Below are 13,470 nucleotides of genomic sequence, written 5' to 3' on the forward strand. Positions count from 1 at the left end.
TCCTCTAGTCAAGATAGTTTCTATCCGCTATACTTTGACTTATTCATTTAAAAAGGAAGTGATGTTGTGAAAAGTCAATTGAAAAAAGAAATCAGTTTTTTTGGGGCATTATCGACAGTAATGGGAACGGTGATCGGCGCCGGCGTGTTTTTCAAAGCAGCGGCTGTGGTCCAGCAGACCCAATCCACCGGTTTGACCTTGTTGGTCTGGCTGCTTGCTGGCTTTCTAACGATTTGCGGCGGCTTGACCGTGGCGGAGTTAGCGACTGCGATTCCTGAGACTGGCGGACCCATTCGATATATTGAAAGAATTTATGGAAAATTACCCTCCTTTTTATTAGGCTGGGCACAAAGTATCATTTACTTTCCAGCGAACGTGGCGGCTTTAAGTATTATTTTTGCGACCCAGTGTTTGAACTTATTTCATCTACCCAGCAATTATTTGCTTCCTTTATCGATTTTGACCGGAACGAGTGTGACCTTGATCAATCTTTTGGGAACAAAAGCCGCTGCTCAAGTCCAGTCCGTCACGTTGGCAGTCAAGCTGATCCCGATTGCGGTGATCATCGTGGCGGGCCTGTTGACACCAGGGCAAGTATCGGTCTCATTGGTGGATTTTTCTTCCAATACTCAAGGATCGCTTGCAGCTGGCATCAGTAGTGCCCTCTTAGCAACCCTTTTTGCTTATGACGGCTGGATGGGAGTCGGTAATGTCGCTGGGGAAATGAAGCGACCCGAAAAAGATTTACCAAAAGCCATCATCTTTGGGTTGAGTTTTGTTACCTTGGTGTATGTGTTGATCAATGTTGCCTTTTTAAAAACATTGCCGATCGATCAAATCGCTGGTAATTTGAACAGTGCCTCAGAAACTGCGATGGCCTTGTTTGGCAGCTTTGGCGGAAAACTGGTCACGATCGGTATCCTGATCTCTGTGTATGGCGCATTGAACGGCTATACAATGACTGGCTTGCGGGTCCCATATGCCATGGCGTTGGAAGATGAGATTCCTTTCAGCAAGACCTTTGCCACCTTAAGTAAAACCACCAATGCACCTTATGCGGCGGCCTTTTTACAGTTGGGGATCGCATGTATCATGATGCTTTTAGGTACCTTTGATCTCTTGACCGATATGCTGGTTTTTGTTATGTGGTTCTTTAGTGTATTATTGTTTGTAGGGGTTTTTCGTTTGCGAAAAACAGAACCGCAGATGAAGCGTCCGTATAAAGTTCCCTTCTATCCAATCATTCCCTTGATTGCGATCTTAGGCGGCTGTTTTATCTTGATCATGACCTTGATCACTGACACGTGGTTAGCAGTCGTGGGAATTGGCGTGACGTTACTAGGAATTCCCGTTTTTTATGGAAAAGCAAAAGGAAAAGCGAGAGGAGCGAAAGAATGAAGATCGTTGTACTTGATGGCTATGCGTTGAATCCAGGAGATTTGTCTTGGCACGGGTTTGAAGAATTAGGAGAGGTGACGGTGTATGATCGTACCTCGTATACAGATAAACAAGAAATTATTGAGCGAATCGGCGATGCCGAAGCAATTTTGACAAATAAAACACCGATCACCGCAGATGTTCTCAAAGCATGTCCGCAATTGACCTACATTGGGGTCTTGGCAACTGGATACAATGTCGTTGATTTGGCAGCAGCGAAGGAACAGGGAATCACCGTGACCAATATACCTAGCTACAGTACCAATGCAGTGGCACAAGCGACCTTTGCTTTGCTGCTGGAAGTGACGAATCAAGTGGGACACCATAATCGTTCCGTGCATCAGGGCGACTGGCAAACCAGCAAAGATTTTTCTTATTGGCAGACACCATTGATGGAATTGGCAGGCAAAACGATTGGGCTGATTGGATATGGTGCGATTGCTCAAGCAGTTGCCACGATCGCTCATGCGTTTCAGTTGAAGGTGATCTACTTTAATCATCGACCAAAACCAGCACAAGCGGATTGGGCAAAACAAGTTTCGCTGGCGGAATTGTATCAAGAAGCAGATATCATCAGCCTTCATGTTCCGCAGTTTCCTGAGACAGAAAAAATGATCGATCGCACAGCATTGGCACAAATGAAATCTTCTGCGATCCTGATCAATACCGCCCGTGGCGGCTTGATCGATGAAGGGGCAGTTGCTGAAGCGCTGCACACTGGGCAGATCGCAGCCTTGGCGGCAGATGTCGTTTCAAAAGAACCGATCGCAGCTGACAATCCCTTATTACAGGCGCCAAATTGCTATTTGACACCGCATATCGCTTGGGCACCCGTCGAAACGCGGCGTCGTTTGATGGGGATCGCTGTGGCGAACTTAAGCGGTTTTAAAGCAGGTACACCGCAAAATGTCGTGTAAGCAAAACGAGCAAGTAAAAGGACTTTGACAAAGCAGGCGACTAGCAAAGCAGTTAGTCTCGCCGACACAGTAACCATTTCGACCAGTCATCCAGCCTCACAAGGTGATTGGTCGTAGGACTGGTGGTTTGTCTAAGTCTTTTTTTGCTGAAAATGAAAGGAGACGGTCTTGAAAAAGTATTATTATCTAGTGGCCTTTGTTAGCGTGCTGGTCTTTAGCTGGCTGATCCAAACCCAAAGTAGCCGCTTTTATGCACAACCGATCATAGAAGTACAAACGGTTCAAGTCACCGCCGACCAGCAGCAGATCCAAGGGATCGTTCGTAACGGAGAAGAAGCTGGGGTACTACGGACAGTCACTACGCAATACACCCCCAACGGTGCGATTCATCCCATGTATCAGACCGGACAACAGCTGCTTTTGCAAAAAGAAGGGGATGGCTGGCGGGTACAAGCACAAAAACGGGATGGGTATCTCTTTTTCTTCCTTGCCTTATTTTTGATGGCAGTAGTCGCAATTGGTGGCAAAAAGGGCTTGCGGGCTTTACTTAGTATCTTTGTGAATACTGGCTTGCTGCTCCTTTTTCTTTGGTTTCACAAAGGCAACAGCTCCTTTTCATTGGTCTTTTTGATGATCGTTTTTACGATCGTCTCGTTGGTTTTGACGATGGGGATTTCCTATGGCTTTCGTACGATCGACAGTCGCAAAATCATTGCCTCGTTAGCCAGCGTCCTCTTGGCGTTTTTTCTCTGTCGGTTCGCCATGGATCTTTTGCAAGATCATGGGTTGCGCTATGAAGAAATGTCGTTTCTGACCCGTCCGTATCGCAGTGTCTATCTAGGGAGTCTGCTGATTGGCGCGATTGGTGCCAGCATGGACAATATTGTCATGCTGATTGCCAGTCTAGATGAGATCCAGCGCATCAATCCCCAGACTAGCCGCAAGGAACGATTAGCGATCGGTCGGTCCATCGCGCAAGATACGACTTCTTCGATGATCAATGTCTTGTTGTTTGCTTATTTAAGTGGGAGTATGCCAGCGCTATTGTTTTACCTAGCAAATGGCTGGCTGCTGTCGCAAGCATTGCCGATGCATCTTTCTTTAGAAATAGTGCGTACATTATGCGGCGGCTTTGCGCTGGTTTTATCGGTACCGTTGACGCTCCTTTGCTTTGAACTACAAAGGAGGAAAGCAAAATGAATGTTTTGTTTGTGTTGAGCTTGCTTTTTCTCTTGCTGACCTTCGCTGTTTTTCGGATCGAAGGGCTGTTTCAAGTCACTGGTCTGTTTATGAATGTGGCTGTCTTTCTAGCGCTGCTGGTCCTGATTGACCGAGGGACACCGATATTACCAGCGGCTTGTGTTGCCTTTTTAGCCGTGGCGGCGATCACCTTGTTTTTCGTGAACGGCGTCAATCAGAAAACCAAAATTGCCTTTGTCTGTGTGTTGGTCTTTCTAGGGCTTTTTCTACTACTATTTCCGCTTGTGCTCTCTGCAATGAATCTGCATGGGTTTTCGGCAGAGGAACTGGATGAGTTGGCGATGTATTCCTTTGATGTAGCCATCGATTTTAAGACATTGATGACTGCGATCATTTTGATGAGTTTTTCGGGGGCGGTGGCAGATGGGAGTATGGCGATCAGCACTGCGACCTATGAACTTTTTCAAGCAAACCCGCAAGTCTCGATCAAGGCATTAAGTAAAAGTAGTATGACCGTGGTATCAGACGTATTGTCTTCAACGATCAATACCTTATTGTTTGCCTTTATGGGAAGTAATCTGGCGTTGATTGCGTGGTTTCAAGATTTGTCGATCTCCTTTGGTGAAATGATCAATTCGAAGGCGTTCGTCTCAGAATTGGTCGTTTGTTTGATCACGGGTCTGGCAGCGGTGATTATTTTACCCATCACCGCATGGGCAGCGAGTTGGTATTTTTTGAAAAGAAACCGAATGGAATAGGAAGGAGCGCAACCACCATGGAACCACTAATTGAAACTAAGCGATTAGTGCTGCGAGAAATGAGTCATGACGATCGACCAGCGATTGAAAAGATTTTGCAAGATCCAGAAGTTATGATTGCCTATGAAGGACCCTTCAGTGAGCAAGAAGTCACTGGTTGGATCGACAAACAGCTGCAACGCTATCAAAACGATCACATTGGCTTGTGGCTAGTGATTGAGAAAGCATCAGGGCAAGCGATCGGTCAATGCGGGTTGACATGGCAAGACGTCAAGGGAGAAGCCGTTTTAGAAATTGGGTACTTGTTTCAAAAGAACTTCTGGCATCATGGGTTTGCCACAGAAGCCGCCCAGGCTTGTAAAGACTATGCGTTTGCAACGCTGAATGCCGCCATTGTTTATTCGATCATTCGTGAGACCAATCAAGCCTCCATAAATGTGGCATTGCGCAATGGAATGAAGCTGGTGGATCGCTTTGTCAAACACTATCGGCAAGTGGACATGCCGCATCTTGTGTATGCTGTGGCGAAAGAGATGTGAAAAACGTAAGAATGCTTTTTTCGATTTAGACAATGAAACGCCCTTAGAAAGTTAGCTTTTTCTAACTTTCTAGGGGCGTTTTTTATGCTTGCGTAAAGCTTTTTCGTTCGATGAGTTCAGCACCTAAAAGGACTGTTTTGGTGATCGCTCGAGGATGAACGATCTGATCCACCAATAAATCGATCGCGGTTTTGGCGATTTCCTCCACATCAATGTTAAACGTTGTTAGAGGGGGAGCCACAAATTTTGCGATCTCATTGTCGTTGATACTGATTAATTCCAAGCGATCAGGAATGATGATGGATCGTTCATTTAACGCTTGGAGCACACCAACTGCGATGGTGTCAGAAGCCACAAAGAGCGCCTCTGGCAAATTATCACCAAGGGATTCCACCATTTTTTTCGCCAAACGATAGCCGGTTTCAACGGAAAAATTGCCACCACTAAATAAGAACGCCTCATCGAGCGCATCTCGACGAGCCAGCGTTTGACGGAAGATGACCTCGCGACTATCCATTTCTGCACGTTGGGTATCAGGATTTAGATAAGCACCACCAATAAAGCCGATCTTTCGGTATCCTTTTGTTAAAAATAGATCGATCGCCAGTTGCGTCATTCGATCAGTATCAGGTTTGACCGTATCGAACAGCTCTGGACAGGGGTTGATTTCCAAAAGGACGCCATAGGGGCAAACGGATTTGAACTGCTGCGTTTCTTTCTCAGTGAAAGAGCCAATCCCAATAAATCCGGCGACTTCTTGCAGTGTTTCTAAAACATCATCTTCATGGGTGATCAGTTGAATTTCCAAATTGTTGATTTTCGCATATTTTTCTAAAGAGATACGCAATTGTCGAAAATAGACATCTTGCAGCTCTTCTTGTTCTGTCAGCCAGAAAAGGACGGCGATTTTTTCTAGTGTTGTTTTTATTTTTGAGCGATCATAACCTAGTGATAAAGCGGTATGAATAATTTTTTGACGCGTATCGGCTGCGATCGACAACGATTCGTCGCCTTTCAATAATCGGGAAACAGTCGCTTGTGAAAAGCCTGATTGCTCGGCAATTTTTTTTATTGTAACCAATCTTCTTCACCTCTTTCTTCTAGTATACGCTAACAACTTTACCAAGTAAATGAATTTACTAAATATATTTACTCAATAGTGAAAGTTTAGAGCGTGGAGGTATTTTGAAAAATTATTTGTGAGATAAACCTTGATTTTATCCGTTTATTTACTCCGTTGGAGAAATTAATTTAGTAAAACTATTTACATATTAAGTAAAATAATTTATTATAAACGAGAAGATAGCGTTTGCAAAATAAAGAAAAGGTGGAGAAATGATGATGAAAAAAATGTCTCGAGTTCTTTTTTTAAGTGTAGCAGCTTTAGGATTAGGTGCTTGCGGTCCACAAAGTGAAGGGACAGATAGTACTGCAGCAAATAGTGGCAGCAATAAGGACTATGATCTATTGGTCTGGGAGGACCAAGCAAAATCAGCTGGGATTGAAGAGGCAGTCAAACAATTTGAAGAAGAACACGATGTGACGATCAAAGTGGTCGAAAAAGCCTATGGTGGACAGATCGAAGATTTACGATTGGATGGACCCGCTGGTACAGGTGCGGATGTCATCACGATTCCTGGCGATCAAATCGGTACAGCCGTTACCGAAGGTTTGTTGAAAGAATTAACAGTCGATCAAACGCTACAAGAGCTGTATACAGAATCAGCAATGCAATCGCAAATCGTTGACGGCAAAGTCTACGGCTTACCAAAAGCGGTTGAAACACAAATTTTGTATTATAACAAAGAACTAATTTCCGAAGAAGACTTGCCACAGACAACGGATGAGTGGCTGGAGTATTCCAAGTCTGTTTTAGGTGCTGACAGTTATGGGTTACTGGCATTATGGGATCAAATTTATTACGCACAAGGTGTATTGAGCGGTTATGGCGGTTATGTTTTTGGCGAGAATGTCGATGGATCCTATGACCCTGAAGATATTGGATTAGCTAATGAAGGCGCGATCGAAGGGGCAGACTATATCCAACAATTTTATGATGCAGGTGTTTTTCCATCCGGATTGGTCGGTGAACAAGGAATCAATGTGTTGGACTCTTTATTTACGGAAGGAAAAGCTGCAGCTGTCGTCTCGGGACCATGGAACTTGTCTCCTTATAAAGAAGCGGGCATCGACTATGGTGTGAAAGAATTGCCATTATTAGGCAATGGTGAACATATGGGCTCCTTTATCGGTGTCAAAAGCTACAACGTAAGTAGCTATTCCCAAAACCCTGAATTAGCTGAAGCGTTCGTCAAATTTATCAGCAATGAGGAAAATTCAAAAGTTCGTTATGAAAAAACACAGGAAGTACCAGCGGTTGCTTCATTGGCAGATGATCCAGCAGTTCAAGAAAGTGAAAGTGCTGCAGCCATTGCCGCTCAGTCCCAACACGCAGAACTAACGCCTGGGATCACTGAAATGAATTCAGTATGGGAACCAATGGATGCCGCATTGCAAACTATTGCTACTGGAAAGGCTGAACCGAAAACAGCTTTACCACAAGCAGTCGAACAGATCAAATCAGCCATTGCGGCAATTCAAAACTAGAAAGTCGTCTCAAGGACAAACGTTTCGGATGGTCATTCATCATTAGGAATCAAGTAAGGCCGAACGAAACGTTTGTCAGCGGCTTTTTCTTACAGGGGGCGAAAATGTGAAAAACACGCAGTCGTATGCAAAACGAGCAATGCTATTCTCGATAATACCAGGATTCGGTCAACTCTATAATCGGCAAAAAATCAAAGGCGCTTTATTTTTCTTCTTTTTTGCTATGTATCTTGTCGTCTTTAAAGATTTATTTAATATGGGACTTTGGGGCATCGTGACATTAGGCGTGGAAGTGCCGAGAGACAATTCCATCTTTTTATTAGCAGAAGGATTAGTTGCCTTGATCGTCATCGGTTTTGGTCTGTTGTTCTATTATTTAAACATCCGTGATGCCTATAAAAACGGTGAATTAAGAGACAATGAGCTACCAGTCAACTCTATCCGTGAAAGCTACCAGGCACTATTAAGAGAAGGCTATCCTTATTTAATGAGTAGCCCAGCATTTTTCTTACTCGTGTTTTCTGTTATTTTTCCGATTCTCTTTAGTATCGCGTTAGCTTTTACGAACTATGATCTGTATCATTCTGCACCTGCCAATTTAGCAGATTGGGTGGGATTAGAGACCTTTAAGAAGATTTTTACTGTCGATATTTGGCGTAGTACCTTCTTCAATGTTCTGGGCTGGACAGTTATCTGGACCTTGATCGCCTCAACGTTACAAGTTTCTATCGGAATATTTTTAGCGGTGCTGGTGCATCAAAAAGAACTACGACTCAAAAAGTTCTTTCGAACGATTTTGATCCTCCCATGGGCAGTTCCGGGATTTGTTACGATCTTGGTGTTTTCAGGAATGTTCAATGATTCCTTTGGTGCGATCAATCATTCGATTTTGAATTTCTTCCAGATTTCACCGATTCCTTGGCTAACGAGTGCGAATTGGACCCGCTTAGCTTTGCTACTGATTCAAGGCTGGCTAGGCTTCCCGTATATTTTTATCGTGACTACAGGGACGCTGCAATCCATTCCTGATGATTTGTATGAGGCTGCGACCATCGATGGTGCTTCAGCTTTACAAAAATTCCGCCGAATCACATTGCCATTATTGCTTTATGCAATGGCACCGATTTTGATTACGCAATATACGTTTAACTTCAACAATTTCAATATCATTTATCTGTTTAATTCTGGTGGACCAGCAGTTCCTGGTTCGACCGCTGGTGGTACCGATATTTTGGTTTCGTGGATCTATAAGCTCACGATGCAAAATAGTCAATATGCACTGGCAGCAGCGTTGACGATTCTCTTATCGATCGTCGTGATCGCGATTGCTTTATGGCAATTCCGCCGAACAAATTCATTCAAGGAGGTTGGATAACATGAAGGCAGCAAGTATGAAGAAACAAAAATTTGTCCGCCTATCCTTGACGTATCTCGTACTGATTTTTACGGTAGTGGTGATCGTCTACCCTTTACTTTGGACGATCGGTGCTAGTTTTAATCCTGGGAACAGTTTAGTAAGTACGAGTTTGATTCCGACGAGTCCGACATTAAGTCACTACACGAAATTGTTTGCTGGCGACAACTCGCTTTATTATAGTCAATGGTATTTGAATTCATTAAAAATCAGTGTATGCACCATGTTCTTGTCACTGATTTTTGTCTCCATGACGGCGTATTCCTTTTCACGATTTCGTTTTACAGGCCGTAAAAATGGGTTGATGCTGTTCTTACTCCTACAAATGATCCCGCAGTTCTCTGCCTTGATCGCAATTTTTGTATTGGCGCAAATGCTCGGCTTGATCAATAGCCATTGGTTGCTGATCTTGATTTACGTTGGGGGCCAGATTCCCATGAACACGTACTTATTGAAAGGGTATTTTGACTCGATCCCGTTAGATTTAGACGAGAGTGCCAAGATAGATGGCGCAAGCAATACGCGAATATTCTGGCAAATTTTGATTCCTTTATCACGACCAATGCTGGCAGTCGTTGCCATGAATGGCTTTACTGGACCACTTGGAGACTTTGCCCTGTCTTCTGTGATTTTACGTAATCCTGAGTACTATACATTACCCATCGGGTTATACAAATTAGTCACGGATAAAATGGGAGCCAGCTATACGACTTTTGCGGCAGGGGCTATTTTGATCAGTATTCCGATCGCACTCGTCTTTATTGCATTACAAAAACATTTTGTCTCCGGTTTGACCGCTGGTGGCACAAAAGGATAGGAAGAGAAGATGACAAGATATAACTTAGAAGAACGCTTTTTACATGGTGGGGATTATAATCCTGACCAGTGGCTAAATTATCCCGAGATCTTAGCCAAAGATTTAGAACTAATGGAAAAAGCTCATGCTAATACATTTTCCCTTGGTATTTTTGCTTGGAGTGCCTTAGAGCCAGCAGAAGGGGTGTTTGAATTTGAATGGTTAGACAAAATCATGGATGAGCTCGCCGAACGAAACAGCAACGTCATTTTAGCGACGCCAAGCGGCGCGCGTCCTGCCTGGTTGTCTAAAGCATACCCTGAAGTTCTACGGACCAATGAAAAACGGGAAAAAATGTTACACGGCGGGCGTCACAATCACTGCTTTTCTTCACCGATCTATCGTGAGAAAGTGGCGATCATCAATCGGAAATTAGCTGAACGCTACCACGATCACCCAGCACTATTGATGTGGCATATTTCCAATGAGTATTCTGGCGATTGTCATTGTCCCATTTGCCAAGAAAACTTTCGTCAGTGGGTCAAGCAGAAGTACCAAACATTAGCAGCCTTGAATGAGGCCTGGTGGGGACCTTTCTGGAGCCATACGATCACCGATTGGTCGCAAATCGAATCTCCTTCACCGATCGGCGAAATGCAAGTTCATGGACTAAATCTAGACTGGCATCGTTTTGTGACCGATCAGACCATTGATTTCTATGAACATGAGATCAAAGACATTCGTCGTTTGTCTCCAGATGTACCGATCACAACGAATTTCATGGCAGATACCCGAGATTTGATTCCCTTTTATAGCCTTGACTATGGAAAATTTGCCCAGCATGTAGATGTCATTAGTTGGGATTGTTATCCTGCTTGGCACAATGATTGGGGAACGACCGCTGATTTGGCAAGTAAGGTTGGGTTTATCAATGATCAGTACCGTAGCTTGAAAAAGCGGCCCTTTTTGATCATGGAATCAACCCCTAGTGGTGTGAATTGGCATCCAGTCAATCGCACGAAACGCCCCGGGATGCATCTGTTGTCTTCTATGCAATTTATTGCTCACGGTTCAGATAGTAATCTTTATTTCCAATGGCGAAAATCTCGAGGCTCATCTGAGAAGTTCCATGGGGCCGTCGTGGACCATGACAACGACGAACAGAATCGTGTTTTTCAAGATGTAGCAGAAGTGGGAAAAGCCTTAGAAGAAATCAAAGAAATCAAAGGATTGCACAAAAAAGCCAAAGTGGCGATCATCTATGATTGGGATAACAATTGGGCGCTCAATGATGCGCAAGGTTTTGGTTTGGAGAGCAAACGCTACCCACAAACGTTGCAAGAGCATTATCGCTATTTTTGGGATCATGACATCGCGGTTGATGTCATCACGAAAGACCATGACTTTGATGCTTACCAATTGATCATCGCTCCGATGCTTTACCTTTTACCAAAAGAAACTATGAAAAAGTTTCAACAGTATACGAAAAATGGCGGGACGCTGGTTTCCACTTATTTGACGGGGATCGTGAATGAAACGGACTTGACCTATTTAGGGGGCTGGCCCCAAGAGTTAGAAGAACTGTTTGGTGTGTCTGTGAAAGAAATCGATACGTTATATCCGAAACAAAAAAATTTGCTTTTAATGAAGGAGCAGCAGTACCAAATTCATGATTATTGTAGTGTTGTTCAAACAAACACTGCCCAAACGTTAGGGGTCTACGGTGCTGATTTTTACCAAGGTCAAGCTGCAGTGACCGTAAATGATTATGGTGAAGGGAGTGCCTACTATCTTGGGGGACGGACGGATCAAGCCTTTTTGGAAGACTTCTATCAAGAAATAATACAACAGCTTCGCTTACAAAATGAGTGGGTCCGTCAAGGTTCGACGAGCGTGTCGATCCAAAGTAGAGAAAGTCAGCAAGAGCAGCTCGCTCCGACCACCTATTATTTTGTGATGAATTTTTCCGAAGAAAATCAAGAAGTAGAGGTAGCAACTTCAGGAATCGATTTGCTTACTGGAAAAACGACAAACCAAAAGCTTCAGTTGGCGCCTTATGAGGTGCAGATTATCAAAGTGACAGCACCAGAACAATAAAAACTATTGTGTCAATTATATGAAAAAAGAAGTACTTACGTTGATGAAAAAAACGTAAGTACTTCTTTTTTATAGAGAGTGTTTTAATTTTCTTGCGCAAATTCGGCAGCTTTTGTTCCTGCTTGGCGTCCGAAGATGATGATATCGGCAACGGCATTACCGCCAATTCGGTTTTCACCATGCAACCCACCAGTTACTTCACCGGCTGCAAAAAGACCTGGAATGATCTCGTTATCCGTAGCGATCACTTCTGTGTTGGTGTTGATCTTCACGCCGCCCATCGTGTGGTGGATACCAGGAGCGATGGCAATGGCATAGTAAGGTCCTGTTGACAAATCGTTGTCCATTGCTGTGCTGCGTCCAAAGGCTTCGTCTTCACCAGCAGCTACACTGCTGTTCCAGGTAGCGATCGTGTCAGCAAGCGCTGCTTCTGGCATGTCCAATTCTTTTGCTAATTCTTCGATCGTGTCAGCGGATTTTACTAACCCTTGTTGCTCGTAAAAATCAATGGCTGTCACGCGTTCTTTGACACCTGCATCAAAAACTAACGTTGCTGATTTTTCAGGTAAGGCAATGATCGCTTCAGAGACTTTGTCTCGTGTTTCCATTTCATTGAAGAACCGTTCGCCTTCTTGATTGACCAAGATCGCGCCTTCTCCACGGACAGCTTCAGTGATCAACAGTGATTTAGACTGATCCACTGTTGGGTGGATTTGGATTTGCTCTAAATCAACCGTTTGTCCACCTAATGCTTCGATCATTTTGATCCCATCACCAGTCGAACCCTCTTGGTTCGTTGTCACGTAGTCTGCCAATTCTGGTTTGTATTCGGTGATCATGTCGAAATTGGCACCGAAACCGCCTGTTGTAACGACAACTGCTTTGGCATCAATGGTTTGTTCGGTTCCTTCTACTTCAACGGTCACCCCGTTGACTTGACCATCTTCTTCATTGATTTCTTTGACATCGGCATTCACAAAAATTGGGATTTCCAATTCATGGATGTTGCGCATCAAGCCATCAACTAAGTATTCCCCAACAGCGGAACCATCCGATGGACGGTGCGTTCTTTTTTCACTCATCCCGCCAGTCGTTGTTAAGTTGTCTAAAGTGATACCCATGGAATCTAACCAATCGATTGCTTCTGCTGAATGATCCACAAAGTAGCGCAACAATTCTTCATCATTGGTGTTGTGACCGCCAGCTAATGTTTCTTCATAAAATAGATCGTTTGAATCTTCGATGCCTTCTGCTTCTTGGAATTTGGTTTCTGAAGCGTTCATTCCTGCTGAAGATTTCAATGTATTCCCACCAGAAATTGGCATTTTTTCTAAAATAACTGGGTTTGCGCCAGCTTCTTTTGCTTGGATCGCAGCGGCCATTCCAGCGCCACCTGCACCGACGATCACGACATCGTAGCTGTCTGCAAGTTCGCTAGGGTCTGTGTATTCTTGACCAGATGCAGCAGAAGTTGCATCTGTTTCTTCATTAGCAGATGAACCAGTACTTGAGCTGCTGCTTGTTTGTGAATCAGCGCCACAAGCACTCAAAGTTGCTAACGAGGTTAGGACTAATAGTGTTTGGAAAATTTTCTTCATTGTTTTTATTCCTCCTAAAACTTTTTCCAAATCAAAGACTAACATAGTTGTCATGTTATTTTTAGCTTTTGTTCGAAAAATCACATAATAATTAGAAAAGTTTAATT

Annotated in this window: 11 protein-coding genes; 9 read left to right on the forward strand and 2 right to left on the reverse strand. The window is 43.8% G+C overall.

Features of this window, described 5'->3' with window-relative positions; translation table 11 throughout:
• Positions 1-66: 66 nt before the first annotated feature.
• From ACTW1R_RS05375 to ACTW1R_RS05395, 5 genes are all read left to right on the forward strand, one after another.
• On the forward strand, positions 67-1,398 hold the full coding sequence (locus tag ACTW1R_RS05375) for an APC family permease (protein ID WP_010747783.1): 1,332 nt from the start codon (positions 67-69) through the stop codon (positions 1,396-1,398).
• Complete coding sequence (locus tag ACTW1R_RS05380) at positions 1,395-2,354, forward strand: D-2-hydroxyacid dehydrogenase (protein WP_115232107.1); 960 nt, start codon at positions 1,395-1,397, stop codon at positions 2,352-2,354. The genes ACTW1R_RS05375 and ACTW1R_RS05380 overlap by 4 nt, the downstream gene beginning before the upstream one ends.
• Positions 2,355-2,522: 168 nt before the next feature.
• Positions 2,523-3,554 (forward strand): YibE/F family protein, encoded by a 1,032-nt coding sequence (locus tag ACTW1R_RS05385; RefSeq protein WP_115232108.1) that lies wholly within the window; start codon positions 2,523-2,525, stop codon positions 3,552-3,554.
• On the forward strand, positions 3,551-4,312 hold the full coding sequence (locus ACTW1R_RS05390) for a YibE/F family protein (protein ID WP_115232109.1): 762 nt from the start codon (positions 3,551-3,553) through the stop codon (positions 4,310-4,312). Before ACTW1R_RS05385 ends, ACTW1R_RS05390 begins: the two co-directional genes overlap by 4 nt.
• Positions 4,313-4,329: 17 nt before the next feature.
• Entirely contained in the window at positions 4,330-4,851 is a 522-nt protein-coding gene (locus ACTW1R_RS05395) for a GNAT family N-acetyltransferase (protein WP_034857670.1), read from the forward strand.
• 82 nt (positions 4,852-4,933) lie between these two features.
• Here the strand turns inward: ACTW1R_RS05395 and ACTW1R_RS05400 are convergent, their stop codons facing one another.
• Positions 4,934-5,932, reverse strand: coding sequence for a LacI family DNA-binding transcriptional regulator (locus ACTW1R_RS05400; protein ID WP_123834121.1), 999 nt, complete (start codon positions 5,930-5,932; stop codon positions 4,934-4,936).
• 254 nt (positions 5,933-6,186) lie between these two features.
• On the opposite strand from ACTW1R_RS05400, the gene ganS reads away from it, so the two are divergent.
• The 4 genes from ganS to ACTW1R_RS05420 all read left to right on the forward strand — a co-directional run bounded on the left by ganS (position 6,187) and on the right by ACTW1R_RS05420 (position 11,765).
• Positions 6,187-7,458: a galactooligosaccharide ABC transporter substrate-binding protein GanS gene (gene ganS / locus ACTW1R_RS05405; protein ID WP_270290547.1), complete on the forward strand. Its 1,272-nt coding sequence runs from the start codon at positions 6,187-6,189 to the stop codon at positions 7,456-7,458.
• Positions 7,459-7,564: 106 nt separating this feature from the next.
• On the forward strand, positions 7,565-8,833 hold the full coding sequence (locus tag ACTW1R_RS05410; protein ID WP_325836326.1) for a sugar ABC transporter permease: 1,269 nt from the start codon (positions 7,565-7,567) through the stop codon (positions 8,831-8,833).
• Between the two features lies 1 nt (position 8,834).
• A complete protein-coding gene (gene ganQ, locus ACTW1R_RS05415) occupies positions 8,835-9,689 on the forward strand; it encodes a galactooligosaccharide ABC transporter permease GanQ (protein WP_010747791.1) in 855 nt (284 codons plus the stop codon).
• Positions 9,690-9,698: 9 nt separating this feature from the next.
• The gene (locus ACTW1R_RS05420; protein WP_115232112.1) at positions 9,699-11,765 is read left to right on the forward strand and encodes a beta-galactosidase; all 2,067 of its coding nucleotides are present in this window, start codon (positions 9,699-9,701) and stop codon (positions 11,763-11,765) included.
• Positions 11,766-11,848: 83 nt separating this feature from the next.
• Here ACTW1R_RS05420 and ACTW1R_RS05425 read toward each other — a convergent pair whose 3' ends face one another.
• On the reverse strand, positions 11,849-13,363 hold the full coding sequence (locus ACTW1R_RS05425; RefSeq protein ID WP_034857667.1) for a flavocytochrome c: 1,515 nt from the start codon (positions 13,361-13,363) through the stop codon (positions 11,849-11,851).
• Positions 13,364-13,470: the final 107 nt, after the last annotated feature.

This window comes from Enterococcus sp. R12, assembly GCF_058135755.1.